General features: G+C 72.8%; 23 protein-coding genes and 1 pseudogene. 12 read left to right on the top strand and 12 right to left on the bottom strand.

Annotated features, from left to right (window positions below):
- Complete coding sequence (gene tgmA, locus MID12_RS18725) at positions 1-228, bottom strand: putative ATP-grasp-modified RiPP (RefSeq protein WP_263168962.1); 228 nt, start codon at positions 226-228, stop codon at positions 1-3.
- A gap of 302 nt (positions 229-530) precedes the next feature.
- Here tgmA and MID12_RS18720 point away from each other — a divergent pair, with 302 nt between their 5' ends.
- Positions 531-1,769 (top strand): helix-turn-helix domain-containing protein, encoded by a 1,239-nt coding sequence (locus MID12_RS18720; RefSeq protein WP_263168960.1) that lies wholly within the window; start codon positions 531-533, stop codon positions 1,767-1,769.
- Between the two features lie 89 nt (positions 1,770-1,858).
- On the opposite strand, the gene MID12_RS18715 is transcribed toward MID12_RS18720, so the two are convergent.
- From MID12_RS18715 to MID12_RS18705, 3 genes are all read right to left on the bottom strand, one after another.
- Positions 1,859-2,383 carry a DUF6879 family protein gene (locus MID12_RS18715; protein ID WP_263168958.1) on the bottom strand — a complete coding sequence of 175 codons (525 nt, stop codon included), beginning with the start codon at positions 2,381-2,383 and terminating at the stop codon, positions 1,859-1,861.
- The gene (locus MID12_RS18710; protein ID WP_040257682.1) at positions 2,367-2,573 is read right to left on the bottom strand and encodes a hypothetical protein; all 207 of its coding nucleotides are present in this window, start codon (positions 2,571-2,573) and stop codon (positions 2,367-2,369) included. The genes MID12_RS18715 and MID12_RS18710 overlap by 17 nt, the downstream gene beginning before the upstream one ends.
- A 170-nt stretch (positions 2,574-2,743) precedes the next feature.
- Positions 2,744-5,671: an FAD-binding and (Fe-S)-binding domain-containing protein gene (locus tag MID12_RS18705; protein WP_263168954.1), complete on the bottom strand. Its 2,928-nt coding sequence runs from the start codon at positions 5,669-5,671 to the stop codon at positions 2,744-2,746.
- Positions 5,672-5,840: 169 nt separating this feature from the next.
- Here MID12_RS18705 and serC point away from each other — a divergent pair, with 169 nt between their 5' ends.
- Together serC and MID12_RS18695 are read left to right on the top strand one after the other, a co-directional pair.
- The gene (gene serC, locus MID12_RS18700) at positions 5,841-6,959 is read left to right on the top strand and encodes a phosphoserine transaminase (protein ID WP_263168952.1); all 1,119 of its coding nucleotides are present in this window, start codon (positions 5,841-5,843) and stop codon (positions 6,957-6,959) included.
- Between the two features lie 149 nt (positions 6,960-7,108).
- Positions 7,109-7,570, top strand: a complete 462-nt coding sequence (locus MID12_RS18695; protein ID WP_052482449.1) for a PPOX class F420-dependent oxidoreductase — start codon at positions 7,109-7,111, stop codon at positions 7,568-7,570.
- Between the two features lie 90 nt (positions 7,571-7,660).
- Here MID12_RS18695 and MID12_RS18690 read toward each other — a convergent pair whose 3' ends face one another.
- Together MID12_RS18690 and MID12_RS18685 are read right to left on the bottom strand one after the other, a co-directional pair.
- On the bottom strand, positions 7,661-10,042 hold the full coding sequence (locus tag MID12_RS18690) for an FHA domain-containing protein (RefSeq protein ID WP_411576975.1): 2,382 nt from the start codon (positions 10,040-10,042) through the stop codon (positions 7,661-7,663).
- A gap of 139 nt (positions 10,043-10,181) precedes the next feature.
- The gene (locus MID12_RS18685; RefSeq protein ID WP_263168948.1) at positions 10,182-11,171 is read right to left on the bottom strand and encodes a YncE family protein; all 990 of its coding nucleotides are present in this window, start codon (positions 11,169-11,171) and stop codon (positions 10,182-10,184) included.
- A gap of 168 nt (positions 11,172-11,339) precedes the next feature.
- Here MID12_RS18685 and MID12_RS18680 point away from each other — a divergent pair, with 168 nt between their 5' ends.
- The 3 genes and pseudogenes from MID12_RS18680 (at position 11,340) to MID12_RS18670 (ending at position 13,334) form a co-directional block, all read left to right on the top strand.
- Positions 11,340-12,032 (top strand): GDSL-type esterase/lipase family protein, encoded by a 693-nt coding sequence (locus MID12_RS18680; protein ID WP_040252272.1) that lies wholly within the window; start codon positions 11,340-11,342, stop codon positions 12,030-12,032.
- A gap of 22 nt (positions 12,033-12,054) precedes the next feature.
- Positions 12,055-12,254: pseudogene (locus MID12_RS32495) on the top strand (hypothetical protein); the annotation flags it as partial.
- A 90-nt stretch (positions 12,255-12,344) separates the two neighbouring features.
- On the top strand, positions 12,345-13,334 hold the full coding sequence (locus tag MID12_RS18670; RefSeq protein ID WP_040252270.1) for an aldo/keto reductase: 990 nt from the start codon (positions 12,345-12,347) through the stop codon (positions 13,332-13,334).
- A gap of 215 nt (positions 13,335-13,549) precedes the next feature.
- On the opposite strand, the gene thpR is transcribed toward MID12_RS18670, so the two are convergent.
- Genes thpR through MID12_RS18655 form a run of 3 tightly spaced genes read right to left on the bottom strand, consistent with a single transcriptional unit; the run spans position 13,550 to position 15,883 of the window.
- Positions 13,550-14,104: an RNA 2',3'-cyclic phosphodiesterase gene (gene thpR, locus MID12_RS18665; RefSeq protein WP_263168943.1), complete on the bottom strand. Its 555-nt coding sequence runs from the start codon at positions 14,102-14,104 to the stop codon at positions 13,550-13,552.
- Positions 14,105-14,117: 13 nt separating this feature from the next.
- Positions 14,118-15,458, bottom strand: coding sequence for an MFS transporter (locus tag MID12_RS18660; RefSeq protein WP_040252265.1), 1,341 nt, complete (start codon positions 15,456-15,458; stop codon positions 14,118-14,120).
- Positions 15,459-15,505: 47 nt separating this feature from the next.
- The gene (locus MID12_RS18655) at positions 15,506-15,883 is read right to left on the bottom strand and encodes a MarR family winged helix-turn-helix transcriptional regulator (protein ID WP_052482447.1); all 378 of its coding nucleotides are present in this window, start codon (positions 15,881-15,883) and stop codon (positions 15,506-15,508) included.
- A gap of 325 nt (positions 15,884-16,208) precedes the next feature.
- Here MID12_RS18655 and MID12_RS18650 point away from each other — a divergent pair, with 325 nt between their 5' ends.
- The gene (locus tag MID12_RS18650; RefSeq protein WP_040252261.1) at positions 16,209-16,394 is read left to right on the top strand and encodes a hypothetical protein; all 186 of its coding nucleotides are present in this window, start codon (positions 16,209-16,211) and stop codon (positions 16,392-16,394) included.
- A gap of 60 nt (positions 16,395-16,454) precedes the next feature.
- Here MID12_RS18650 and MID12_RS18645 read toward each other — a convergent pair whose 3' ends face one another.
- Both MID12_RS18645 and MID12_RS18640 read right to left on the bottom strand, forming a co-directional pair.
- Positions 16,455-17,903, bottom strand: coding sequence for an NCS2 family permease (locus MID12_RS18645; RefSeq protein ID WP_263168940.1), 1,449 nt, complete (start codon positions 17,901-17,903; stop codon positions 16,455-16,457).
- Positions 17,904-18,174: 271 nt separating this feature from the next.
- Complete coding sequence (locus MID12_RS18640) at positions 18,175-18,828, bottom strand: TetR/AcrR family transcriptional regulator (RefSeq protein ID WP_263168938.1); 654 nt, start codon at positions 18,826-18,828, stop codon at positions 18,175-18,177.
- Positions 18,829-18,980: 152 nt separating this feature from the next.
- Between MID12_RS18640 and MID12_RS18635 the strand changes: the two genes are divergently transcribed.
- The 3 genes from MID12_RS18635 (at position 18,981) to MID12_RS18625 (ending at position 23,024) form a co-directional block, all read left to right on the top strand.
- Complete coding sequence (locus tag MID12_RS18635; protein ID WP_411576974.1) at positions 18,981-19,916, top strand: NmrA/HSCARG family protein; 936 nt, start codon at positions 18,981-18,983, stop codon at positions 19,914-19,916.
- 75 nt (positions 19,917-19,991) lie between these two features.
- Complete coding sequence (locus MID12_RS18630; protein WP_040252256.1) at positions 19,992-20,282, top strand: DUF2530 domain-containing protein; 291 nt, start codon at positions 19,992-19,994, stop codon at positions 20,280-20,282.
- Between the two features lie 213 nt (positions 20,283-20,495).
- Complete coding sequence (locus MID12_RS18625) at positions 20,496-23,024, top strand: cation-translocating P-type ATPase (protein ID WP_263168934.1); 2,529 nt, start codon at positions 20,496-20,498, stop codon at positions 23,022-23,024.
- Between the two features lie 16 nt (positions 23,025-23,040).
- Here the strand turns inward: MID12_RS18625 and MID12_RS18620 are convergent, their stop codons facing one another.
- Positions 23,041-24,012 (bottom strand): helix-turn-helix transcriptional regulator, encoded by a 972-nt coding sequence (locus MID12_RS18620; RefSeq protein WP_263168932.1) that lies wholly within the window; start codon positions 24,010-24,012, stop codon positions 23,041-23,043.
- Between the two features lie 292 nt (positions 24,013-24,304).
- Between MID12_RS18620 and MID12_RS18615 the strand changes: the two genes are divergently transcribed.
- Both MID12_RS18615 and MID12_RS18610 read left to right on the top strand, forming a co-directional pair.
- Complete coding sequence (locus MID12_RS18615) at positions 24,305-25,036, top strand: alpha/beta fold hydrolase (protein WP_263168929.1); 732 nt, start codon at positions 24,305-24,307, stop codon at positions 25,034-25,036.
- A 97-nt stretch (positions 25,037-25,133) separates the two neighbouring features.
- The gene (locus MID12_RS18610; protein ID WP_263168927.1) at positions 25,134-25,727 is read left to right on the top strand and encodes a maltokinase N-terminal cap-like domain-containing protein; all 594 of its coding nucleotides are present in this window, start codon (positions 25,134-25,136) and stop codon (positions 25,725-25,727) included.
- Positions 25,728-25,749 lie beyond the last annotated feature (22 nt).

Here is a 25,749-nt window from a genome sequence, read left to right as displayed (position 1 = left end):
TCAGTACAGATCGGTTCCGGAGTCGGAACCGGGGGCCGAGCCGTCCCCGTTGCTGGTCTCGGTCTGCGTCTCGGGCATCTCGGCCGTGATCGCGTGCCACGGGTTGCCCTCGGCCGAGACGTTGAGCTGGAGCCCCTCGCTGTAGGTGATGACGGGCGCTTCGTCCGTCGCCGGGGGCGGGGACAGCAGGTGCCGGACTCCGAACGGGACGGCCGTTGTGGTGCTCATGCTGGATACCTCCTGCGTTGTCGGTTCGTCTGTGCGTGGTGCTGGTGGTGCTCCTGCAACCGGTCGGCTGCTGACCGTCACGAAGAAGGCCGAACGGGGTAGGGCCGCGCTGTATACCTCGCGTCGATCGACGCCATGGTGTCCGTCCGATCACTGACTGTGTCTGCTTGACCTCAGTACAGGGCGACGTCCGGAGTGGAGCCAGCGCACTCATGCCTCATCTCTGCTGCATTCCTGCCGCATACTGGACGCGTCGGGCCCTCTGAGCTGGTAGAACGGCGATTCAAAGAGCGGGAGGCGGAGTGGCGACCAGGCGTGAGAGCTTCGTAAAGCGGCGCAGGGCATTGGGCTTTAGTCAGGAGTCGCTGGCAGACGCCGTAGGGGTTGATCGCTCCACGGTGGGCCGTTGGGAAACCGGAGAGACGGAACCGCAGCCGCTCCACCGACCCGGACTTTGCCGAGAGCTGCGAGTCTCCGCAGCACAACTAGAATCCATGATCGCGATCCCGGCAGAACTCACGCCACCGCATGCCGTTCCCGCTACGCTCAGCAAGTCGGTCCGCTCGGAGTGTGATGACGAAATTGAAGCTTTCGAACTCGCGCGCAGAGTTGTGGCCAGCGATGTCGGGAATGAGACGCTCTCTCGCCTAGAGGGAGTATTTCATGATCTCGCCACGAAATACTCGTCCTCTCCACCGGAAGATCTGATAGAGCGAGTGCGGAGATACTCGGGATACGTCAGGCAACTACTGGATGCAAAGAAGACGCTCGCCGAACACCGACGATTGCTCGTACTTGGGGGATGGTTCTCCCTCCTGGGCGCGACGCTGCATATCGACCTTGATCAAGAGGATGCAGCCGCAGCCAGACTGCGAACAGCAATGACACTTGCCCAGCATGCCGGGCACTCAGAAATCCAGGCTTGGTGCCTTGAAACTGATGCCTGGCGCGTGCTCACGAATGGCGGCTACCTGAGGGCTGCGGAACTGAGCAAGGCGGCCCAAGCGCTTGCACCCAAGGGAAGCTCTGTCGAGATCCAGGCGACAGCGCAGGAGGGGCGAGCATACGCCAGACTTGGGGCACCGAAAGAAACGTATGACGCAATAGGGCGAGTACATGATCTCGTATGCCCCATGCGTTTCCCAGAGCATCCCCAACATCACTACCAGTACGATCCGGCAAAATCAGTCTCATATACTGCTACTACACTTGCATGGGTGGGCGACCCAGCAGCCGAAGGTTACGCACGGGAAGTGATCTCGCGCCTGGCTCCGTCTGGCGATGTCTCAAGGTGGCCACGTCGTGTGGCATCGGCAAATATCGACCTGGCTCTCTCCCTTATCGCTTCAGATCGCTTGGATGAAGCCTGTAGCGCGGCACAGAATGCCATTCTTTCAGGACGAGTTGTCCCCTCAAATCATTGGCGGGCCCTCGAAATCGTGCGAAAGACTGAAGACAGGGGCATCTCGAATGCGCGTGAATTGCGAGAAGCGTACGAGGACATGCGCTCCGCAAGAGGGCCGGCCCAGCGCGTCACGTAAGCGCGATCGAACATTCAAAATGAGGCCCCGTACCCGGCACCTGCGGCGAGAGTCTTCTGCCTCCCCGGCCCTCAACCAGGGCCTCAGGGTCAAAGGTCAAAGCCCTTCACGTACTCCTCGAAGGAAACCGACTCGCTCACCGCGATCCTCTGGTATTCGAGGAACGGTGCGACATCACCGGCCCACACTTCCCGGCTGATCTGCCGGCCATCGGCGTGGTAGTTCATGAGGACCACTTCGGAACGGTCGAACATCCAGAAGTCCTGTGCCCCCTCGAGGGGGTTGGGGCGGTTCGTGACATCGAGAATACGGATCTGCTCGCCGGCCAGGGCGTGAGGCCTGTAGTAGTGATGGAACTCGAACCGCAGATAGTCCGAGAGGGGGCGGGTCAGCACATGGACCCTGCCCTGAATCCGCCCCGCTACGGCTTGCCTGCGCAGCCGGTCCGTGTACTCATTCGACACGGCTGCCGGATCGATGCGAGCACCGTCCCTGAATGACGCGAATTCCTCCGCCTCCTGGGGCATGAGGTACTGCGGCAGGGTCTCCAGGCGCCAGGCTTCCCGCTGGAATCCCGCAAAGCGAGCAGCCCACTCCTCACCAGCCAAGAGCACGAACGGCCTCCCTCAACGTCTCCTCCGGAATCTCCACAAGCCCTTCCCCCTCGGGCACCTTGAAGACATGGGACACGTCACCCTGAACCAGGAATGATCCCGCCGCGGTCCGGTAGACATTCGGGCAGTCGTCCTTGCCGCACGTGCCGTTCCCATTGCCGGTGAGCCGGGTCAGTTCCTCACGAGACATGCTGCGAACCCCCTCGGCGGCCCCCTGCGGGCCGGACGCCATGACGGTACGAGCGGGGCGCCTGAGCCGTCCATGCGAAAGCGCCCATATTCGCGTCATCGCATAAACCGCACCGGTGAGCCGCCCACCCGGCTCAACTCCCCCGCGCCTGGTTACACATGACACCCCCCTCACGAACCCGACGATCCCCCCAGCCCCTCCGCCAGCACTTCCGCGAGATGCCTGCCCTCCACCCCGCCCAGCTGGTCGAGTTGGGTGCGGCAGGAGAAGCCGTCGGCGAGGAGGACGGTGTCGGGGGGTGACTGGCGTACGGAGGGCAGGAGTTGTTCCTCGGCGCAGGCGCGGGAGACGTCCTCGTGGCCGCGTTCGAAGCCGAAGTTTCCGGCGAGGCCGCAGCAGCCGCCGCTCAACTCGCCGGTGAGACCGGCGCGTTCGCGCAGGCGGCGTTCGGCGGCGTCACCGAGGACGGCGTGCTGGTGGCAGTGGGTCTGCCCGGCCACCGGGCGGTCGAGCCGGGGCGGGCGCCAGCCGGGGGCGTACTGCTCCAGGGCCTGGGCGAAGGTGAGGACGGAGTCGGCGAGGGTGCGGGCGCGGGGGTCCTCGCCGAGGAGTTCGACGAGGTCGGTGCGCAGGGCGGCGGCGCAGCTCGGTTCGAGGACGACGACGGGGGCGCCGGTCTCCAGATAGGGCTCCATCCGGTCCAGGGTGCGGCGCAACACGGCGCGGGCGCCGTCGAGTTGGCCGGTGGAGACATAGGTGAGTCCGCAGCAGACCTTCTCCGGGACCAGGCATTCGAGGCCCGCGTCCCGCAGCACCTCCACGGCCGCGCGGCCGACCTGGGGCGAGAGGTGGTCGGTGAAGGTGTCGGGCCACAGGATCACCGTCCGCCCGGCCGGGAGCCGCCGCACCGCCCCGCCCCGGCGCCGGCCCGAGGCCCGCCGCAGCCCGCGCCGCCACCAGCGGCTGAAGGTCTCGGCGGGCAGTACCGGCAGGGCGCGTTCGGCGGAGATGCCGCCGAGGCGTTTGGCGAGGGCGGCGAGCGGGCCCACCGCGGCCAGGGCGTTGACCGGGCGGGTCAGGCGCAGCCCGTGGACCAGGCGCAGCCAGCGCGGCAGCCTGCCGAGGGCGTAGTGCGCGGCGGGGCGGAGGCGGCCCTCGTAGTGGTGGTGCAGGAACTCGGCCTTGTAGGTGGCCATGTCGACGCCGACCGGGCAGTCGGAGCGGCAGCCCTTGCAGGACAGGCAGAGGTCGAGGGCGTCGCGTACCTCGGTGGAGCGCCAGCCGTCGGTGATGACCTCGCCCGCGAGCATCTCGTGCAGCAGCCGGGCCCGGCCGCGGGTGGAGTGCTCCTCCTCGCCGGTGGCCCGGAAGGAGGGGCACATGACCCCCGAATCGGCCGTTTCCGTACGGCACTTGGCGACGCCGACGCAGCGGCGGACGGCGGCCGAGAAGTCGCCGTTGTCGTGCGGATAGCCGAAGGCGACGTCGACCGGGCGGCGCGGCAGCACGTCGAAGCGGAGGTTGCTGTCGAGGGGCGCGGGGCGCACCAGCATCCCCGGGTTGAGCAGATCGGCCGGATCCCAGAGGGACTTGGTGCGCTCGAAGAGGCGTACCAGGTGCGGGCCGTACATGGTGGGGAGGAGTTCGGCGCGGGCCTGGCCGTCGCCGTGCTCGCCGGAGAGCGAACCGCCGTGCGCCACCACGACCTTGGCGAGTTCCTCGGAGAACAGCCGGAAGCTGCGCACTCCCTGATGGCTCATCAGATCGAAGTCGATCCGGACGTGGATGCAGCCGTCGCCGAAGTGCCCGTACGGGGTGCCGCGCAGCCCGTGCTCGGCGAGCAGGGCGCGGAAGTCGCGCAGATAGGCGGCGAGCCGGGCGGGCGGCACCGCGCAGTCCTCCCAGCCGGGCCAGGCCTCCCCGCCGCCCGCGCTCTCCGGCAGCCGGGTGGCGGTGCCGCTGGCGTCCTCCCGGATCCGCCACAGGGCGCGCTGCCCGGCCGGGTCGGAGACCACCAGGGAGTGCGCGGTACCGGCGGCGCGCACCAGCCGTTCGGCGTGGGCGCGGGCCTCGGCCGGGCTCTCGCCGCCGACCTCCACGAAGAGCCAGGCCCCGCCGCGCGGCAGCCCGGTGGCGCCCGGCGGCACCAGGTCGGCGGCCATGCCCTCGACGGTCATCGGCCGGTACGGCAGCAGCGCGGGCGCCGCCTCGGCGGCGTCGGACTCGTCGGGGTAGCCGAGGACGGCGAGCACCCGGGCGGCGGGCGGCCGGACCAGGGCGACCTCGGCCTCGGTGAGGACGCCGAGGGTGCCCTCACTGCCGCAGAAGGCGCGGGCGAGGTCGGTGCCGTTCTCCGGCAGCATGGCGTCCAGGGCGTAGCCGGAGATGCGGCGCGGCAGCTCGGGGAAGCCGGTGCGCAGCAGGGCGAGTTCGCCCTCGACCAGCTCGCGCAGCCCGGCCGGGGCGTCTGTCCAGCCCTGGGCGAGGCGCCTGCTGCGGCCGTCGGAGCCGAGCACGTCGAGGCGGCGCACGCTGTCCGCGGTGGTGCCCCAGGCCACCGAGTGGGAGCCGCAGGAGTTGTTGCCGATCATGCCGCCGAGGGTGCAGCGGGAGTGGGTGGAGGGGTCCGGGCCGAAGCGAAGCCCGTGCGGGGCGGCGGCCTCCTGGAGGCGGTCCAGGACCACCCCGGGCTGGACGAGGGCGGTGCGCGCCTCGGGGTCCACGTCGAGGATCCGGTTCATGTGCCGGGTGAAGTCGAGGACCACACCGGTGCCGGTGGCCTGCCCGGCGATCGAGGTGCCGCCGCCGCGCGGGACGACGGGCACCTGTTCCTCGCGGCAGACCGCGAGGACGGCGGCGACGTCCTCGGCGTCCACGGGGGCGACGACGGCGAGCGGCACCCGCCGGTAGTTGGAGGCGTCCATGGTGTGCAGGGCGCGTGCGGTGGCGTCGAGGGCGACCTCGCCGCGGACCGAGGCGCGCAGCCGGGCGCCGAGCACGTCCCGGCCGGCCGGCTGCCGCGCGCTCTTCGCCTCCGCGTCGTTCGCTCCGCCCGCCGGGGCCTGTCCGCCGAGTGCCTCTACCTCGCGATCGGTCATGCCTTCAGGATGCCCGCTCGCCAAACCTTCTCCCGCCCCCTGGGCCACCCGCGTCCCGTCCGGCACATCCGCGGCCGGACCCCCGGGAGTGTCCGGGCGCCGCCCGGCCGCCGTCTCATCGGGCGGACAGCGCGCTGGACAGGGCCGCCGGAGCGTCTAGGCTCGGCCCGTGGCTGAGATCCGGATTCCCTCTGACATCAAGCCCGCGGACGGTCGATTCGGCGCGGGTCCCTCCAAGGTGCGGACGGAGGCCGTGGACGCGCTCGCCGCGACCGGCACCTCCCTGCTCGGCACCTCGCACCGCCAGCCCCCGGTGAAGAAACTGGTCGGCCGGGTCCGCGAGGGCGTACGCGCGCTCTTCTCGCTGCCCGAGGGGTACGAGGTCGTCCTCGGCAACGGCGGCTCCACCGCCTTCTGGGACATCGCGACCCACGGGCTCATCGAGAACAAGTCGCAGCACCTCACCTTCGGCGAGTTCTCCTCCAAGTTCGCGAAGGCGGCGAAGCTCGCGCCCTGGCTGGCCGAGCCCACCGTGATCGCCGCCGACCCGGGCTCGCACCCGGAGCCCCGGGCCGAGGCGGGCACCGACGTCTACGCCCTCACCCACAACGAGACCTCCACCGGCGTGGCCGCCCCCGTCCAGCGGGTCGCGGGCGCCGACGAGGGCGCGCTCGTGCTGGTCGACGCGACCTCCGGCGCGGGCGGACTGCCGGTGGACATCGCCGAGTCGGACGTCTACTACTTCGCGCCGCAGAAGTCCTTCGCCGCCGACGGCGGGCTGTGGATCGCCGCCTTCTCCCCGGCCGCGCTGGAGCGCGCCGAGCGGGTGCACGCCTCCGGGCGGCATGTGCCGGAGTTCTTCAGCCTGCCCACGGCGATCGACAACTCCCGCAAGGACCAGACGTACAACACCCCGGCGCTCGCCACCCTCTTCCTGCTCGCCGAGCAGCTGGACTGGATCAACGGCCAGGGCGGCCTGGACTGGGCGGTCCGCCGCACCGCCACCAGCTCCCGGACGCTGTACGGCTGGGCCGAGGACAGCAAGCACGCCACCCCCTTCGTCACCGACCCGGCGAAGCGCTCGCAGGTCATCGGCACCATCGACTTCAGCGAGGACGTCGATGCCGCCGCGGTCGCCAAGGTGCTGCGCGCCAACGGCATCGTGGACACCGAGCCGTACCGCAAGCTGGGCCGCAACCAGCTGCGGATCGCGATGTTCCCGGCCGTCGAGCCCGCCGACGTGGAGGCGCTGACCCGCTGCATCGACCACGTCATCGCCCAGCTCTGAGCCGGTGCCGCGCCCCCGCCGAGCGGCGGAGGTGACGGCCGGTACGACGGGGTGCCCGGGATCCTCCGGGCACCCCGTCGGCGCGTTGCGGCCCGGCCGGTCGGTGCGTACGGCTTCCGCTGGGGCGCCCCGGGTGGCCTCATAGGGGCATGAAGAAACCCGCGATCCCGGAACTGGCCCGTTTTGTGCGCCAGTACACCGTGCTGCTCACCACCTACAAGAAGGACGGCACGGGCATCGGCACCCCCGTCAACCTCGCGGTCGACGGCGACCACGCGTACTTCCGTACGTACGGCAGGGCCTGGAAGGTCCGCCGGATGCGGCGCGAGGCGCGGGTGGAGATCGCGCCGTGCACCTTCCGCGGGGCGCCGACCGGGGCCGCGGTGGGCGCCCGGGTGCGGCTGCTCGACCCGGGCGGCGAGGAGGACAGGCACGCGAAGCGGCTCCTCGTGCGCAAGCACCCGGTGGTGCACGGGGTCCTGGTGCCGCTGGTGCACCGCCTGGTCAAGCGGGACCGGACCCTTCAGTACGAGCTGCGGCTGACCGGCCCCGACGAGGCGCACGGCGGCGAGGGACCGCCGGTGAGCGGGGCGCCGGGGGCGGACGGCTGAGCGAGGGCTGAGCGACGGGACGGGGGGTCGTACGGGGGCGGACGGCTGAGGCGCGCGCGCCGGCCCGAGCTCCCCCCTCCGCCCCGGCGGCTACTCCCGCATGACCTCCGGCTCATGGCGCCGCAGCAGGTGGGCGACCAGGCGGCCGAGGAGGAGGCTGAGGACGAGCATCATGCCCATGTCGAGCAGCCAGACCGGGGCCGAGTGGCGCATCAGCGGGTCGGCCGTGATGTCGCCGGGGACGAGCGCGCCCAGGTCGACGGTGCCCGCCATGGCCCCGAGCGCCCACCGGGACGGCGCCAGCCAGGCCACCTGCTCCAGGCCCGGCACCCCGTCGAGGACGAGCAGCGCCCCGCAGAAGACCACCTGCACCAGGGCGAGCAGCACCAGGAGCGGCATGGTGACCTCCTCCTTGCGCACCAGCGCCGAGACCAGCAGCCCGAGCATCATCGAGGTGAAGGCGAGCAGCGCCACCGCGAGGGTGATCTCGAGGAGCGGCGGCAGCAGCACCCCGCTGCCGTCCGGGGCGTTCAGGTCCACGCCGAAGAGCGCCACCATGGTGAGGACCACGGCCTGCACCACGCTGACCGCCCCGAGCACCAGGACCTTGGACATCAGATACGCGGATCGGGACAGGCCGACGGCTCTCTCCCGCTGGTAGATCACCCGTTCCTTGACCAGTTCGCGCACCGCGTTGGCGGCGCCGGTCAGGACCGCGCCCACGCACAGGATCAGCAGGGCGTTCAGCGCCGAGTCCCGGTTCAGGCTGCTGCCCGCGAGGGCGTGCGCCATCGCCCCGGTCACAAAGGGCAGCACGACCATGATCACCAGGAAGGTCCGGTCCGAACTCAGCGCGGCGGCATAGCGCCGGACCAGGGTGCGCAGCTGCCCGCCCCAGCTCTGCGCGGTGGGCGGGGCGACCGGGCCGGGCGGCGGCTGGGCGGGGCGCCGCGGCTGCCGCGACTCCCCGCGTACATAGCGGCGGTGAAGCGGGGAGGCGCGGAAGAGCCCCGCCCAGTCGCGGTCGCGGTCCCGCTCGAAGGCCTCGAAGGCCTCCGGCCAGTCGGCGTGCCCGAAGTAGTCCAGCGCCTCGCCGGGCGGGCCGTAGTAGGCGAGCCGACCGCCGGGGGCGAGTACGAGCAGGCGGTCGCAGAGGTCCAGGCTGAGCACGCTGTGGGTGACCACGACGACGGTGCGGCCGTCGTCGGCGAGGGTGCGCAGGGTCCCCATCACCGAGCGGTCCATACCCGGGTCCAGGCCCGAGGTCGGCTCGTCGAGGAAGAGCAGCGAGGGCTTGGTGAGCAGCTCCAGGGCGACGCTGACCCGCTTGCGCTGGCCGCCGGAGAGCGCGTGGATGTGCTGGTCCACCCGCTCCTGGAGGCCGAGTTGGCGGACCACCTCGTCCACCCGGGCCCGGCGCTCGGCCTTGGCGGTGTCCTCGGGGAAGCGCAGCCGGGCCGCGTAGCCGAGCGCGCGGCCGACGGTGAGCTGGGTGTGCAGGATGTCGTCCTGCGGGACCAGGCCGATGCGCTGGCGCAGTTCGGCGTAGTCGCGGTAGAGGTCGCGGCCGTCGTAGAGGACGGTGCCCCGGTCGGCGGGGCGCAGCCCGGTCAGCGCGTTGAGCAGGGTCGACTTGCCCGCGCCGCTCGGCCCCACCACGGCGAGCAGGGTGCGCTCCCCGACCGGGAAGGACACCGCGTCGAGCAGCGTGCGGCGCCCCTTGTCGACGTATACGGAGAGATCCTGGACGTCCAGCGAGACCTCGCCGGTGTCCACGTACTCCTGGAGTTCCTCGCCGACCAGGACGAAGGCGGAGTGCCCGATGCCGACGAGGTCACCGGGCAGCACCGGGGCGCTGCCGGTGAGCCGCCGCCCGCCCAGATAGGTGCCGTTGTGGCTGCCGAGGTCGGCGATCTCCCAGCCGCCGGGGCCCGCGCGCAGTTCGGCGTGGTGCCGGGAGACGGCGAGGTCGTCGACGCGCAGGTCGTTGTCCGGGGCGCGGCCGATCCGGGTGCGGCGCGCGGTGGGCAGCGGGCGCACCGTGCTCGGCCGCCGGAAGGTGCGGGTGCCGCCCGGGCGGGCCACGGCGGTGGGTTCCCCGGCGCCCTGCGGCGGCGGCAGGCCCCGGAGCACCGCGCAGGGCCCGTCGGCGGGGCTGCCGAAGCGGATCACGCTGCCCGGCCCGACCGGGGTGCGCCGCACCCGACGCCCCTCGGTGTACGTGCCGTTGGTGCTCCGCGCGTCCTCGACCAGCCAGCGGCCCCGGGCGGGACGCAGCACCGCGTGGTGCCAGGACACCCGGGAGTCGTCGAGCACCAGGTCGCTGCGGGGGTCGCGGCCCACCCGGTAGGTGCGCCCCGGGTCCATCACCCGCGCCTCGCCGCCGGACTCGACGAGCAGCTCCGGCGCGGTCGGGGGATCCGGCGGCCCACCCTCCCCGGGCACACCCGGCCCACCTGACATACCTGGCATACGGGGATTTTATGGCCGTACGGGGCGCTCGGCATGTGCGGTGGGTCGGCATGCGCGGTGGGGGCGGGGACGCCGGGCCAAGACGCGGCCCGGGACGTCAACCGGTGCGGGCGCGTACGGGTCGGCGGCTCCGGCGCGCTCAGCGGCGGCTGAAGAGCCGCTTGAGTCCGAACACGGCGGCGAGGGCGACCACCATCACCAGCGCCCCCTTCTTCCAGTCGCCCTCGAAGCCCGCGCCGCTCCCCGCGTCCCCGCCGGTGGCACTGCCGTCCTGGGAGGAGCCCTTGCCGCCGTCCCGGGCCCGCAGCTGCCGCGCGGTGACCTGGCTCCCGTCCCCCTCGCTGCCGTACATCAGCGCCGAGCCGTCGGCGGCGTACGTGAGGGACTCGCCCTGCGGCTGCATCGGCACGCTCAGCCTGCCCTGCCGCTTGGGCCTGCCCTCGTTCCAGGCGAAGCTCGCGCCGCCGAAGTAGCTGCGCAGGGCGAGCCACCTGCCGTCCGGCGAGAAGGCGCCGTCGGTGACCCACATGCCCGTGTCCGCGACCCGCCGGAAGACATTGGTGCCGCCGGTGGAGAGCGTCTTCGGCGCCGCCCAGAGCGAGCCGCCCTCCTCCTTCTTGTCGGCGATGTAGACCCGGCCGGTCTTCGGATGCACCATCAGCGCCTCGGCGTCCCGCGGCCCGTCCGCGTACTTCACCGTGTACTGGGTGGCCCGCACCGTCTGGTCGCGCAGCTCCTTCGGCTCGGGCAGCCGGTAGATCCAGACGTACGGCCAGGTGCCGCCGCGGTTGTCGCCGATGTCGCCCACCCACAGGGTGTTGCCGGGGCCCATCGAGATCGCCTCGACGTCGCGCGGGCTGCCGACGCCCTTCATGGTGACGGTGGCGACGGTCTTGCCGGTGCGCGAGTCCACCGCGTACAGGTAGGGGCCGTCGTCGCTGTCGTTGTGCGTCCAGTAGACGCCCGGGTGGGCCCGGCTGGCGGCCAGACCGCTGGACTCGGTGATCCGCGGGTCGGCAAGGGTGAAGCTCGCCGCGCCGCCGTCCGCACGGGCGGGGGTGACGGCGAACGAGACCGGGACAAGGGCCGCAAGGGCACCGGCTGCCAGCGGCAGCGAACGCACACGCATGCCGCACAGCCTGCCATCCCGGACGCCGGGCACCGCCCCGCGGCCCGGCGCGTGGCCATCGTCACAGGCGGCCCCGGGCCCGCGGGGCCGCGGCGCCCCGTGGTGGGCCTGCTCACAGTCGGCGGGAGGACGGTCCCCGGCGGGCCGTGGTTCCGGGATGATGAGCCGATGCTCAGGTTCATGTTCGTCGGTGACTCGATGACGATCGGCAGCGCGGGCGAGTACACCTGGCGCTACCGCATGTGGCAGCACTTGTGCGCGAGCCTCGGCGGCCCCTTCCAGATCGTCGGCCCCCGCGAGACCCTCTACGACAAGGCCGCGGGCGAGGCCGTCTCCGCCGACTACGCCGACCCGGACTTCCCCGCCCGGCACCGCCGCCACCTCGCGGGCTGGGGCGAGGGCTGGCTGCACATGGCCCCCGTCATCGAGGAGCACGTCGCCGCCGCCCGCGCCGACATCCTGCTCGTCTCCCTCGGCCTGATCGACCTCGGCTTCTACACCAACGCCGAGCAGACCGCCGAGAACGTGCACCGCTTCCTGGCCGGGGCCCGCGCCGCCAACCGCCGCCTGCGCTGCGTCCTGATGCCGGTCATCCCCAACATCCGCGCCGGGCACGACGCCCCCTTCGCCGCCGAGGTCGCCCACTTCAACGTCCTCCTCGCCAAGGCCGTCGCCGACCTCGCGGCCCCGCCGTCCCCCCTCCTCCTCGCCTCCCCACCGGCCGACTACGACCTCCACCTCGACACCTACGACGGCACCCACCCCAGCGCGTCCGGCGAACACAAACTCGCCGCCGCCTTCGCCGAGTCACTGCACCAGGGGTGGGGGATCGGGGAGGAGTACGCGGCGGAGTGGGCCTGACCCGGCGGGGAGGAGCGCCACGATGACCGTCGTGGACAGCGGCAGGATCAGCATGGCCGACAGCGACGACGAGCTGACTCCGGACTCTCGGGCACGCCTCAAGTCCGATGTGCGCGTCGACTACCCGGGCTGCTCAACGGCTTCGCCAGCGACGTCACCGTGCTCGCGAAGGGCGCGGTGAAGACGGCGGCGGGGCGCCGGCGGCACCAGGACATCGAGTTCCCGCGCGACTGACCCCGGGCCGCCCCCGCCCCACTCGCCCGCCCTGCCGCCCTTGCCTAGAGCGCACTCCAGCGCGTTGGCTGGGTTTCCATGAAGTACACGCAGCTTGGACGCACGGGACTCAAGGTCAGCCGCCTCGTTCTCGGCACGATGAACTTCGGGCCGCAGACGGACGAGGCGACCAGTCACACGATCATGGACGCGGCGCACGCCGCGGGGGTCAACTACTTCGACACCGCCAATGTGTACGGCTGGGGCGAGAACAAGGGCCGTACCGAGGAGATCCTCGGGACCTGGTTCGCCCAGGGCGGCGGACGGCGCGACAAGACGGTGCTCGCCACCAAGGTCTACGGGAACATGGGCGCCGGCGGCGAGGTCTGGCCCAACCACGACAAGCTCTCCGCGGTGAACATCCGCCGGGCGGTGGACGCCAGCCTCAAGCGGCTCCAGACCGACTACATCGACGTCTACCAGTTCCACCACGTGGACCGGAAGACGCCCTTCGAGGAGATCTGGCAGGCCGTCGAGGTCCTGATCCAGCAGGGCAAGATCCTCTACGCCGGATCCTCCAACTTCCCCGGCTACAAGATCGCCCAGGCCAACGAGGCCGCCGCCCGCGCCGGGCGCCTCGGCCTGGTCAGCGAGCAGTGCCTCTACAACCTCGCCGAGCGCCGCGCCGAGATGGAGGTCATCCCCGCCGCCGAGGAGTACGGGCTCGGCGTCATCCCCTGGTCCCCGCTGCACGGCGGGCTGCTCGGCGGGGTGATCCGCAAGGAGTCCGAGGGCGGCCGCCGCGCCTCCGGCCGCAGCGCCGACGCGCTCGCCAACACGGCGGTACGCGAGCAGGTGCAGGCCTACGAGGACCTGCTCGCCAAGCACGGCCTGGAACCGGGCGAGGCGGCGCTCGCCTGGCTGCTCACCCGCCCGGGGGTCACCGGCCCCATCGTCGGCCCGCGCACCGCGGACCAGCTCGCCTCCGCCCTGCGCGCGGTCGAGTTGGAGCTCTCGGCGGAGGTCCTCGAAGGCCTGGAGGGGATCTTCCCGGGTCCGGGGCCCTCCCCGGAGGCCTTCGCCTGGTGATCCCGGCGGCCGCCGCCCGGTGAATCGCCCGGTGAGCGCCCGGTGAGGCACTGCCCGGCCGGACCGGCCTCTCGCGGGCCGGTCCGGCGAGGGGCCTGCTCTGCTGCCGCCCGTGCTCAGCGCCCGGCCGCGGCGGCGACCGCCACCACGACGAACATCAGGACGAGCACACCGGCCATGATCTGGTTGCGGGTCTTGGGATTCACCCCCCGAGACTAACCTGCGCCCCTCAGGGGCCAGCCCGCGACCTTCTCGTACCGCGGCGGTCCTGCGCCGTCCGGCCCGCCCCCGAGGGTGCTGCGGACCAAGGCCAGCTCCCCGGCCCGCCACGCGGTGCCCTCGAAGGCGTCGAGCACGGAGACGTACGGGGCCAGGTCGGCGGAGCCGCGGCCGCGGGCCAGGGTCAGATGGGGCCGGTAGGTGCGGTCGGCGTCGGCGGGGCCAGCCTCCCGGGACCGCTCGGCGAGGCGGCCGAGGGCGGTCAGGTCGCCCGCCACCCCGGCCCACAGCGCGCGGGAGCCGAAGCGGCCGCCGCCGCGCAGGGCCAGCGGGAAGTCCGCCTCCCCGGCCGCCGCGAGGGCGAGGCCCGCCGAGAGCGCGGGCAGCTCCTCCTCGGCGGTCTCCCCGTAGAAGGCGAGGGTGAGGTGCCAGCCCTCCCGGGCGGTCCAGCGCAGCGCCTCGGCGCCCGGCAGCGCGCGCAGGCGGGCGACGGCGCGGGCGAGTTCGTCCACCGCGGCGGGCGGCGGGAGGACGGCGGCGAAGAGTCTCATCCGGTGCCGCCCCTCAGGCCACCGCCGCGAGTTCCTCGCGCGGCACGAAGCGCACGTCCGGGTGGCCCCGGTTCCAGCGCACCGACAGGCGCAGCCCGCCCGCCCTGGCGAGGGCGAAGGCGACCGCGGTGGCGGCGAGCACGGCGACGACTCCGCCCGCGGCGAAGCCGAGCCGGGCGCCGTAGGTGTCGGTGACCCAGCCGATGAGCGGGGCACCGAAGGGCGTACCGCCGGTGAAGACCATCATGAACAGGCTCATCACCCGGCCGCGCATGGCGGGGTCGACGGCCATCTGGACCGAGGAGTTCGCGGTGACGTTGACCGTGAGGCCGCACATGCCGACCGGTACGAGCAGCGCCGCGAAGAGCCAGAAGGCGGGCGCGAGCGCGGTCACGATCTCCAGAACGCCGAAGGCCGCGGCGGCGAAGACCAGCAGCCGCAGCCTGCTGGTGCCGCGGCGGGCGGCGAGCAGGGCACCGGCCAGGGAGCCCGCGGCCATCAGGGTGTTGAGCATGCCGTAGGTGCCGGCGCCCGCGTGGAAGACGTCGTCGGCGAAGGCGGAGAGCCAGATCGGGAAGTTGAAGGCGAAGGTGCCGATGAACCCGATGAGGACGATCGGCCAGAGCAGCTCGGGACGTCCCGCGACATAGCGCAGCCCCTCGCGCAGCTGGCCCTTGCCGCGCGGGGTGCGGGCCACCGGGTGCAGCTCGGCGGTGCGTATCAGGAGCAGGGAGGCGATCGGGGCGAGGAAGGAGAGGCCGTTGGCGAGGAAGGCGTACCCCGAGCCGACGGCGGTGATGGTGACGCCCGCGACGGCGGGGCCGATCAGCCGGGCGGACTGGAAGTTGGCCGAGTTCAGGCTGACCGCGTTGGCGAGCTGGCCGGGGCCGACCATCTCCGAGACGAAGGTCTGGCGGGCCGGGTTGTCCAGGACGGTGGCGAGTCCGAGCAGGAAGGCGGTCAGATACACATGCCACACCTGGACATGGCCGCTGAGGGTGAGCACGGCGAGGGCGAGACCGGTCAGGCCCATCGCGGACTGGGTGACGAGCAGCAGCGCGCGCTTGGGCAGCCGGTCGACGAGCACGCCGCCGTACAGGCCGAAGAGCAGCATCGGCAGGAACTGGAGCGCCGTGGTGATGCCCACGGCGGCGGAGGAGCCGGTGAGGCTGAGCACCAGCCAGTCCTGGGCGATGCGCTGCATCCAGGTGCCGGTGTTGGAGATGACCTGCCCGGTGAAGAAGAGCCGGTAGTTGCGGACCTTCAGCGAGCTGAAGGTGTTCTTCTCGCGGGCGGGCGAGGGGTCGTGGGTGGCTGGGACGGGGGCGGAGTCTGCTCCGGATCCCGTACTCAAGGCGGGGCCTCCTGGGCGGTCGGTCGGCGGGCGCGCGGCGCCCTCGGTCACAGGTGGGCGAGCTTCTCCAGTACGGGGGCGGCGGCGCGGATCTTCGCCCAGTCGTCCTCGTCGAGTTCCTCCGCCAGTCCGGCGAGCCAGGCGTTCCGCTTGCGGCGGCTCTGTTCCAGCATGGCCTCGGCCTGCTCGGTCTGCGTGACGAGCTTCTGGCGGCGGTCCTCGGGGTGCGGCTCAAGTCTGACCAGGCCCTTGGCCTCCAGGAGCGCCACGATGCGGGTCATCGAGGGCGGCTGGACGTGCTCCTTGCGCGCCAGCTCGCCGGGGGTGGCCGAGCCGCAGCGGAAGAGGGTGCCGAGGACCGACATCTCGGTCGGGCTCAGCGACTCGTCCACCCGCTGGTGCTTCAGCCGTCGCGACAGCCGCATCACGGCGGAGCGCAGGGCGTTGACCGCGGCGATGTCCTCGGCGGCGTCCGGACGGAAGCCGCCCGCCGCGGTCCCCTCGGGAGAGGGGGAAGCCGCGGGAACAGCGGAACCCGCGGGAGCCCCGCCGGGAGGGGGGTGGCCTGCGCTCGGGCCAGGGGAAAGGTCGGGCATGTTCTTTAGCCTAACTCATTACTCTGTCTAAGTACCACCTCGCTTCCCGTGACCCGGGCCACCCAACCCCCTTCCGGCCCACCGCTCACTCATACGAGTGAGACGGTTGCGGAAAGCGAGGCCCCGCGCGCCGGGGCCCCGGGAGGCTTGTGCCATGGGATCGACGGTGCTCAGCCTGCGGGTGGACAGCGAGCTGCTCGACCGGCTCAAGGGACATGCGGCCAAGCGCGGCATGAGCGTGCAGGACTACGTGGTCCGCACGCTCGTCCGCGACGACTTCGACGAGCGCTTCCACGCGGCCGTCGACGAGACGGAACGTTTCTACGGAAAGGCCGTCTGACGGCGCACGGCAGCGGCGGGCGCCGGGGACGCGGGTTGACCCCGGCTCCGCCGCCCGGCCTCAGGTCAGCCCGAGCGCCGGCATCAGGTAGTAGAAGACGAAGACCGCCGAGACCACGTACATCGCGACCGGCACCTCGCGGGCCCGCCCCGCCACCAGGCGCAGCACCGTGAAGGTGATGAAGCCCATCCCGATGCCGTTGGTGATCGAGTACGTGAACGGCATCATCAGCATCGTCACGAAGGCCGGTACGGCGATGGTCCAGTCCGCCCAGTCGATGTCGCGGATCGAGCCCGAGAGGATCAGGAAGCCGACCGCGAGCAGGGCCGGGGTGGCCGCCTGGGAGGGCACCATCGTGGCGAGCGGGGTGAGGAAGAGCGCCACCGCGAACAGCCCGCCGGTGACGACGTTGGCGAAGCCGGTGCGCGCCCCCTCGCCGACCCCCGCGGTGGACTCCACGAAGCAGGTGGTGGCCGAGGAGGACGAGGCGCCGCCCGCGGCGACCGCGATGCCGTCGACGAAGAGGACCCGGTTCATGCCGGGCATGCCGCCGGTCTTGTCGGTGAGCCCGGCCTCGTCGCCGATGCCCATGATCGTGCCCATCGCGTCGAAGAAGCACGAGAGCAGCACGGTGAAGACGAAGAGCGTGCCGGTGAGCAGGCCGACCTTGCCGAAGCCGCCGAACAGGCTGACCTCGCCGACCAGCCCGAAGTCCGGGGAGGAGACCGGGTTCCCGGGCCACTTCGGGGTCGTCAGGCCCCAGGAGGGCACGTCCGCGGCCGCCTCGATGATCATCGCCACCGCGGTCATCGCGACGATGCTGAGCAGGATCGCCCCGGGCACCTTGCGCACCAGGAGGGCCAGGGTGAGCAGCACCCCGAGCACGAAGACGAGGACCGGCCAGCCGTCCAGGCGCCCGTCGCCGCCGAGCTGGAGCGGCACCGTGGTCTCGGCCACGTCCGGGATCCGCGAGACGAAACCGGCGTCCACCAGGCCGATCAGCATGATGAACAGGCCGATGCCGATGGCGATGCCCTTGCGCAGCCCGAGCGGCACCGCGCTCATCACGCGCTCCCGCAGGCCGGTGGCGACCAGCAGCATCACCACGAAGCCCGCGAGGACGACCATGCCCATCGCGTCCGGCCAGCTCATCCTGGGGGCGAGCTGGAGGGCGACCACGGTGTTCACGCCGAGCCCGGCGGCGAGCGCGATCGGGACGTTGCCGATGACGCCCATCAGGAGGGTGGTGAAGGCGGCGGTCAGCGCGGTGGCGGTGACCAGCTGGCCGTTGTCCAGGTGGTGCCCGTGGATGTCCTTGGCGCCGGACAGGATGATCGGGTTCAGGACGACGATGTACGCCATGGCGAAGAAGGTGGCGAAGCCGCCGCGCACCTCACGGGCGAGGGTCGAGCCCCGTTCGCTGATCTTGAAGAAGCGGTCGAGCGGACCGTGCGGCAGCACGGACGCGCCCTGCGGGGCGTCGACCGGGCCGGGGGCCGGGCTGGGCATGGGGGACCTCGGGAATCGTGCGGCTGCGGCGGGGGCGGCTCGACCCGGCCGCCAGGGGCCGTCGACCGGTCCGGGAGGGTGCGCGGCGCGGGGGCCTTTGGGGGAACCTCCGATGAGAACCGGCCAGGTCGAACGGGATTCAGTATGAATACATGGATACCGCAAGGGAAATCTCCGCGCGTAGACCCGCGTGGGGCCGACGGCGGTACGCGGACAGTCCCCCACTCCGCCGCCCCGGCCGCCCCGACCGCCCCGCCGGTCGTACGGGCCCTCAGCTCAGCCCTTGCTCATGCTCATGCTCCTGCTCCTGCTCCTGCTCCCGCCCAGCCGCTTGCCGCCCCGGCCCTTCGCCCACCCCTTCCCCCTCACCCAGCTCCGCGGACTCCAGCCCCGCCACGGCCAGCCGGAACAGCCGGTCCGCCCGGGCGGCGGGGTCGGGGTGCTCCTCCGTGGCCAGGACGATGCCGACGATCAGGGTGATCAGGTCGGCGACGGTGACCCCTGCCGCCACCGCGCCGTCCCGTACCGCGCGGCGCAGCAGCGGATCCCCCGCCTCCTCCAGCACCGCCGCGCAGCTGTTCTCGCGCACCGGGCCGTCGTAGGCAAGGGCGGACGCCAGCCCCCGGGCGGAGACGGAGTAGGCGAGGACCTCGTCCAGCCACTCCAGGAGCGCGGCCCGGCTGTCGTCCCGGCCGGTCAGGTCCCGGGCGCGGGCGCACAGGGCCTCGATCCGCGTCCGGGAGACCGCCTCCAGGAGTGCGCGGCGGGTGGGGAAGTGCCGGCGCACGGTCGCCGAGCCGACCCCCGCGGTACGGGCGATCTGCTCCAGGGAGGCACCGGCACCCCGCGCGGCCACCTCCTCCTCGGCCACGGCGAGGATGCGCCGGTAGTTGCGCCGGGCGTCCGAACGCTGCCGCTCGGGCACTGCGTCACCTCCGGGATTGCCGACCGCGTCACCGACGGGACCACCGACGGGACCGCTGACCGGGATTGCTAAACGGCGGGGCCCGCCATATCGTACCGGAGCAGAAACGGCGGGGCCCGCCGTTTCTTGCCCACCCACCCCGAGGAGCCCCTATGTCCGCAAGTGCCATGCCCGCGAGCGCACCCGTCCTGGTCACCGGCGCCACCGGCAGGCAGGGCGGGGCCACGGCCCGCGCGCTGCTGGCGGCGGGCGTGCCCGTCCGCGCGCTGGTGCGGGACCCGGCCGGCGAGCGCGCCCGGGCCGTCCGGGCGCTCGGCGCCGAGCTGGTCACCGGCGATCTCCACGACCGCGATTCCGTGGTCCGGGCCGCCGAGGGCGCCCGTGCCGTCTTCTCCGTGCAGATGCCCGCCGCCGGCGCGGACGGCTTCGACTTCGAGGGGGAGGTGGCCCAGGGCGTCAACCTCGTGGAGGGCGCGAAGGCCGCCGGGGTGCCGCAGTTCGTGCACACCTCGGTCACCGGCGCCGGGCAGCACACCGAGGTGCCCGGCTGGGCCGAGGGGCGCTGGGCCGATATGGAACCGACCCTGGGCGCCAAGACCGCGATCCAGGACCGGGTCCGCGCGGCCGGGTTCCCCCACTGGACGCTGCTCAAGCCGGGCTTCTTCATGGAGAACTTCCTGCCGTCCATGGCCTTCCTCTTCCCGCGCGGGGTCGAGGGCGGACTGGTGAGCGTCCTGGACCCCGGGACCCGGCTGTCGCTGGTCGCGGTGGCGGACATCGGTGCGGCGGCCACCGCGGCCTTCACCGAGCCGGAGCGGTTCGACGGGGTCGAGCTGGAGCTGGCGAGCGACCACCTCTCGATGACGGAGATCGCCGAGGTCCTCTCCCGCGTCCTCGGCAGGCCGCTGTCCGCGCCGGACATGACCGAACAGGAGGCGCTCGCCGCCGGGATGCCGGCGATGGGCGCCCGCCACGAGTGGCTGAACACCGCCGCTCAGCCGGGCCGCCCGCGGTACGCGAGGGAGCTGGGCATCCCGCTGACCGGCTTCGAGGAGTGGGCGCGGCGGCACCTGCGCCCCACCGCCTGACAGCCGGGCCCGCGCTCCCGCCCCGGCCCCCCGCCTGGCGCCCGGCCCCGCGCACCCGCCTCGTAAGCTGTCCGCATGACCCGATCCCCTGGCCGCAGCACCCCGCTCCGCGAGGCACCGGAACCCCTGGAGGGACCGGTCGTCGGCACCGTCACGGGCGGCACGGTCATCTGGTTCGTGCTCTTCCTGGTGCAACTCCCCTTCTACGGCTGGTTCGACGACCACGGGCACCTGTGGTGGCTGTGGACCTGCCTGGCCGGCGGCGGGCTCGGCCTCTTCGGCATCTGGTACGTCCGCAGGCGCGAGGCGGCGATCGCCCGCTCCTCGGCGGCGGGCGGCGAGGACGCGGAGGCGAGCGGCTCCTAGCCCGCCCGGCAGCACCCGGCCCACCCAGCGGCGCCCGGCCCGCCCGGCGGCTCCTGGTCCCGTCCCCTACGACCGGGGGTGGACACCCGCACCCCCGGCGGTTCCACCCCGCTACCCCCACGGTTGGGCCCGCCCCGCGAGGCGCTCCTCCCCAGGTCTGATCTTCGGGTGCCCGGGCAGTGGAGCGCGGCGGTTCCCCGTACCGTCGAAACCATGACGCAGCGGGCGCGGACCGGCGCCGACGACCACGGATCCCCGGACCGGCCCGCGGGGAGCGGCGCGGGGACGGACTCCGGGCCGGGCGGGAGCGCACCCGCCGGGGCCCAGGAGCGGGCGCCGGGGCTGAGCAGCGCCGAGGTGGCGCGGCGGGTGGCGCGCGGCGAGGTCAACGACGTGCCGGTGCGCAGCAGCCGCTCGGCCGCCGACATCGTCCGCGGCAACATCTTCACCCGCTTCAACGCGATCATCGGCGTGCTGTGGGTGATCACCCTGGTGGTCGCCCCGGTCCAGGACTCGCTGTTCGGCTTCGTCATCCTCGCCAACACCGGTATCGGCATCGTCCAGGAGCTGCGCGCCAAGCGGACCCTCGACTCGCTCGCCCTGGTCGGCGAGACCCGCCCCGTGGTGCGCAGGGACGGGCGGTCCCAGGAAGTCCAGACCTCCCGGATCGTGCTCGGGGACCTGATCGAGACCGGCCCCGGCGACAAGATCCCGGTGGACGGCGTCTGCGCGGAGGCCGAGGGCCTGGAGATCGACGAGTCGCTGCTCACCGGCGAGGCGGACCCGGTGGTCAAACGCCCCGGGGACCCGCTGATGTCGGGCAGCTTCGTGGTCGCGGGCAGCGGCGCCTTCACCGCCACCAAGGTCGGCCGCGAGGCGTACGCGGCGCAGCTCGCCGAGGAGGCCTCCCGCTTCACCCTGGTCCACTCCGAGCTGCGCAGCGGGGTCTCCACCATCCTCAAGTACGTGACCTGGATGATGGTCCCGACCGCGGCCGCGCTGATCGTCAGCCAGATGTTCCTGGAGCACGACAGCGCCCGGGACGCCGCCGCCCGCACCATCGGCGGCATCGTCCCGATGGTGCCGGAGGGCCTGGTCCTGCTGACCTCGCTGGCCTTCGCGATCGGGGTGATCCGCCTCGGCCGCAAGCAGTGCCTGGTGCAGGAGCTGCCCGCGATCGAGGGCCTGGCCCGAGTCGACGTGGTCTGCCTGGACAAGACCGGCACCCTCACCGAGGGCGGCATGGACGTCACCGAACTGCGCCTGCTGCCGGACGGCTCCTTCGGGGCGGGAGTGCCGGGAGGACCGGCCCCCGACACGGAGGAGACCGTACGGCGGGTCCTCGGCGCCCTCGGGACGAGCGACCCGCGGCCCAACGCCAGCCTCCGGGCGATCGTCGCGGCCTTCCCCGCGGCGCCCGGCTGGCGCTGCACGCTGCCGCTGCCGTTCTCCTCGGCCCGCAAGTACAGCGGCGGCCGGATCGAGGACCCGGACGGCCGCGCCGCCGACTGGCTGCTCGGCGCCCCCGATGTGCTGCTGCCCGCGGGCGACCCGGTCCTCACCGGCATCGAGGAGCTGAACGCCGAGGGCCTGCGGGTCCTGCTGCTCGCCCGCGGCCGCCGCGGACTGGAGCAGCCGGGGGCCGCCCAGGACGCGGAACCGGCCGCGCTCGTCGTCCTGGAGCAGCGGCTGCGCCCCGACGCGGCGGACACCCTCGGCTACTTCGCCGCGCAGGACGTCGAGGTGAAGGTGGTCTCCGGCGACAACGCGGTCTCCGTCGGCGCCGTCGCGGCCAAGCTCCGGCTGCCGGGCGCCGAGGGGACCGTGGACGCGCGCCACCTGCCCGAACAGGAGGAGAAGCGGGCGGAGTTCGCCGAGGCGGTGGACGCGCACGCGGTCTTCGGCCGGGTCAGCCCGCAGCAGAAGCGGTCCATGGTCGGCGCCCTCCGCTCGCGCGGGCACACGGTGGCCATGACCGGGGACGGGGTCAACGACGTACTCGCCCTGAAGGACGCCGACATCGGGGTCGCCATGGGCGCGGGCTCCGAGGCCACCCGGGCCGTCGCGCAGATCGTGCTCCTGAACAACAGCTTCGCCACGCTGCCCTCGGTGGTCGCCGAGGGCCGCCGGGTCATCGGCAACATCACCCGGGTCGCCACCCTCTTCCTGGTGAAGACGGTCTACTCGGTGCTGCTCGCCGTGCTCGTCGCCTGCTGCCAGGTCGAATACCCCTTCCTGCCGCGGCACTTGACCCTGCTGTCCACCCTGGCCATCGGGGTGCCCGCGTTCTTCCTCGCGCTCGCCCCCAACAAGGAACGCGCCAGGCCGCACTTCGTACGCCGGGTGATGCGCTACGCCCTGCCCGCCGGGGTCCTCGCGGGCGCCGCCACCTTCGCCACCTATCTGCTCGCCCGCGCCCACTACACGGGGCCCGGCGCGCTGGACGCCGAGACCAGCGCGGCGACCCTGACCCTCTTCCTGATCTCGCTGTGGGTGCTCGCGATCATCGCCCGCCCCTACACCTGGTGGCGGATCCTGCTGGTGGCCACGATGGGCGCGGGCTTCCTCGTGGTGCTCGTGGTGCCCTGGCTCCAGGAGTTCTTCGCGCTGCGGCTGGTGGGCTCCACGATGCCCTGGACCGCGGTCGGCATCGCCGTGGCGGCCGCGGCGCTGCTCGAACCGGTGTGGGTGTGGGCGGGGCGGAAGTTCCCCGCCGACCAGGCGGCGGTGTCCGGCAGTTAGCCGCCGGGCCCGTCAACTAGGAATTCTCCGGCGGGGGTTCGGCCGCCGCGGTGAGCCGGGCGGCCAAGTCCCGTAGCGCGCAGCGCAGTTCGTCGGGGTGGTGCACGGTGAAGGGCCACTCCAGCGAGGCGAGCAGGCGGGCCGTGCCGTCGAGGCGCTCCGCCCGCGCCCGCAGCAGGACACCCCCGGACGGCAGCGCGGTGAGGGTGACGGCCGTGCCCGGCAGCAGCCGGGCGATCTCGTCCAGGGGGCCGTGGACCGTCACCTCGACCTGCCAGCGGTAGGGCGCCTCGGCGAGCGTCGCGGCCAGCTGGGCGACGGGGTCGAAGTCCTCGGGGACGGTGAAGCCGCGCGGGCGGGGGGTGACGGCGGTGACGCGGTCGATACGGAAGGTGCGCCGGGCCTCGCGGAGATGGTCGTAGCCGAGGACGTACCAGCGGCCGGTGTGGAAGACCACGCCGTAGGGGTCGAGTTCGCGGACGGTCTCCTCCTGCCGCCACGAGCGGTGGCCGATGCCGACGGTGGTGCGGGCGGCGCAGGCCTGGGCCAGCGCCAGCAGGACGCCGCTCTCGGGCGCCTGCCCGCTGACGGCACCGGCGGTGAAGGACAGCGACTCCCGCATGGCGGCGAGCGGTTCCCGCAGCGCCAGCGGCAGCACCCGCTCGATCTTGGCCCGGGCGCCCGCACCGGCCGGCACGGTCGTCCCCATCCCGAGGCGTTCGGCGGCGAGGAGGCCGAGGACGACGGCGAGCGCCTCGTCGCCGGTGAGCATCAGGGGCGGCATCCGGTAGCCGCGGGCCAGCCGGTAGCCGCCGTGGCGGCCGCGCCCGGCCTCGACCGGGATGCCCAGCTCGCGCAGGTGGGCGACGTACCGGCGGACCGTACGGACATCGGTGTCGAGGCGGGCCGCCAGCTCCGTCCCGGTGAGTCCGGCGTGCGACTGGAGCAGTTCGAGCAGGGTCAGCACACGGGTCAGGGGATGCGACACGGAAGACTCGCCGATTCATGAGCCGATGCGGGGCGATACAGGACCGATTCTGTCCTGTATCGACTCTACGCTCCGGGCAGGTGCTCATCTCCGGCCCGCTTCGGATCACTCGGGATCGCTCCGGCTCGATCCGGACCGCCCTGGATCACTCCGGATCGCTTCTGCTCGCTTCGGCCCGCCGCAGACTGCCCCATACCGACCCACACTGACTCGCACCAACTCACACCGACTCACACTGACTACTCACACCGACTACTCACACCGACTACTCACACCTCTTCAAGGAGATCCGATGGCCACCTTCGTACTCGTTCCCGGTGCCTGGCTCGGGGCGTGGGTCTGGGAGGACACCGCCCGCGCTCTTCGGGAGCGCGGCCACACGGCGCTGCCGCTGACCCTGACCGGGCTGGCCGAGCGCGCCGAGGAGGGCGGTCCCCGGACGGACCTGGACACCCACATCGCGGACCTCACCGGCTTCGTCGAGGAGCGCGGCCTCCGGGAGGTCACCCTGGTCGCGCACAGCTACGCGGCGGCCCCCGTCACCGGGGCGGCCGGGCGGCTCGGCGACCGGCTGGAGCGCGTGGCCTACCTGGACAGCGCGCCCTTCGCCCTCGGCATGCGGATGCTGGACCTGGTGCCCTCCGAGGCGGCACAGGAGCTGCGGGAGCGGGTCGCCGCCCGGGGCGACGGCCGGCTGCCGATGCCGCCCTTCGCGGAACTGAGCCGGTCCGGCAGCGTCGACGGCCTCGACGAGGACCAGCGCGCGGCGCTGTACGCGCGGGCCACTCCGCAGCCGTTCGGCACCTACACCCAGCGCCTCGGCGGACCGGTCGAGCCCGCTCCCGGGGTGGACCGCGTCCTGGTCGCCTGCCGGGACTTCCAGGGCCTGCTGGACAGCGGAGTGCCGATGCTGGCCCACCTCAATACGGCACCCTGGCGGCGCTTCGACCTGCCCACCGGGCACTGGCCGATGCTCTCGGCCCCCGCCGCGCTCGCGGACGCGCTGCACACGGCCGTCTCCTGACCGCCCGCGCCCCGCTCGCCGCCGGGCCCGTCCGCGGAGAATGGCAGAGTACGCGGCGGCAGTCCACCGCACGCGCGGCCGACCGAGGGGAACCCGCATGGCAGTCATCCACCGCACCACCCTGACCCCGACCAAACTCGAACTCCTCGCCTCCTGGCTCCCCGCCCAGCCCTGGTACCAGGAGCCGGAAGGCGGCCCGCGCCCCGCCAAGGCGGGCGGCTTCCGCCTGGACGACCCGGCGGGCGAGGTCGGCATCGAGTTCATGGTGGTGACCGAGGGCCCCGAGGCGGAGCCGCGCAGCTATCTGGTGCCGCTCACCTACCGCGCCGCCCCGCTCGAGGAGGCGGCGGACGCCCTCCTCGGCACCGCCGAGCACGGCGTCCTCGGCCGCCGCTGGGTCTACGACGGTGCCCACGACCCGGTGCTCGTACGGGAGTTGGGCGCCCTCTTCCTCGGCAAGTCCGCACCGCAGGCCCAGAGCGAGAGCGACACCCCGGACCCCACCGTCCGGGCCCACTACACCGGCCCGGCGACGGCACCCCTCACCCCCCGGCTGCACCGCGCCCTGACCCCGCTGCCCGACGGCGCCCCCGAGGAGGCGGCGCCCGCCCTGGGCCGCCTCTTCGCGGGGTGGCAACTGCCGGACGGGACGGGCGTACGCGGGGTGTTCGCGGTGGTGGAGGAGGGCTAGCCCCGGCTGCCGGCAACCGGCC

This window comes from Streptomyces sp. SCSIO ZS0520 (assembly GCF_025643355.1).
Classification (GTDB): domain Bacteria; phylum Actinomycetota; class Actinomycetes; order Streptomycetales; family Streptomycetaceae; genus Streptomyces; species Streptomyces physcomitrii.
Note: the sequence above shows the minus strand (reverse complement) of the source record. Positions and strands in the feature narration are given on the sequence as shown.

Bases quoted from the DNA above. Each gene is read 5' to 3' on its own strand.
- tgmA (WP_263168962.1), bottom strand. From the start codon at position 228: ATGAGCACCACAACGGCCGTCCCGTTCGGAGTCCGGCACCTGCTGTCC.
- MID12_RS18710 (WP_040257682.1), bottom strand. From the start codon at position 2,573: ATGTCTCGTGAGGAACTGACCCGGCTCACCGGCAATGGGAACGGCACG.
- MID12_RS18705 (WP_263168954.1), bottom strand. From the start codon at position 5,671: ATGACCGATCGCGAGGTAGAGGCACTCGGCGGACAGGCCCCGGCGGGC.
- MID12_RS18695 (WP_052482449.1), top strand. From the start codon at position 7,109: ATGAAGAAACCCGCGATCCCGGAACTGGCCCGTTTTGTGCGCCAGTAC.
- MID12_RS18690 (WP_411576975.1), bottom strand. From the start codon at position 10,042: ATGCCAGGTATGTCAGGTGGGCCGGGTGTGCCCGGGGAGGGTGGGCCG.
- MID12_RS18685 (WP_263168948.1), bottom strand. From the start codon at position 11,171: ATGCGTGTGCGTTCGCTGCCGCTGGCAGCCGGTGCCCTTGCGGCCCTT.
- MID12_RS18680 (WP_040252272.1), top strand. From the start codon at position 11,340: ATGCTCAGGTTCATGTTCGTCGGTGACTCGATGACGATCGGCAGCGCG.
- MID12_RS18670 (WP_040252270.1), top strand. From the start codon at position 12,345: ATGAAGTACACGCAGCTTGGACGCACGGGACTCAAGGTCAGCCGCCTC.
- thpR (WP_263168943.1), bottom strand. From the start codon at position 14,104: ATGAGACTCTTCGCCGCCGTCCTCCCGCCGCCCGCCGCGGTGGACGAA.
- MID12_RS18655 (WP_052482447.1), bottom strand. From the start codon at position 15,883: ATGCGGCTGTCGCGACGGCTGAAGCACCAGCGGGTGGACGAGTCGCTG.
- MID12_RS18650 (WP_040252261.1), top strand. From the start codon at position 16,209: ATGGGATCGACGGTGCTCAGCCTGCGGGTGGACAGCGAGCTGCTCGAC.
- MID12_RS18645 (WP_263168940.1), bottom strand. From the start codon at position 17,903: ATGCCCAGCCCGGCCCCCGGCCCGGTCGACGCCCCGCAGGGCGCGTCC.
- MID12_RS18635 (WP_411576974.1), top strand. From the start codon at position 18,981: ATGTCCGCAAGTGCCATGCCCGCGAGCGCACCCGTCCTGGTCACCGGC.
- MID12_RS18630 (WP_040252256.1), top strand. From the start codon at position 19,992: ATGACCCGATCCCCTGGCCGCAGCACCCCGCTCCGCGAGGCACCGGAA.
- MID12_RS18625 (WP_263168934.1), top strand. From the start codon at position 20,496: ATGACGCAGCGGGCGCGGACCGGCGCCGACGACCACGGATCCCCGGAC.
- MID12_RS18615 (WP_263168929.1), top strand. From the start codon at position 24,305: ATGGCCACCTTCGTACTCGTTCCCGGTGCCTGGCTCGGGGCGTGGGTC.
- MID12_RS18610 (WP_263168927.1), top strand. From the start codon at position 25,134: ATGGCAGTCATCCACCGCACCACCCTGACCCCGACCAAACTCGAACTC.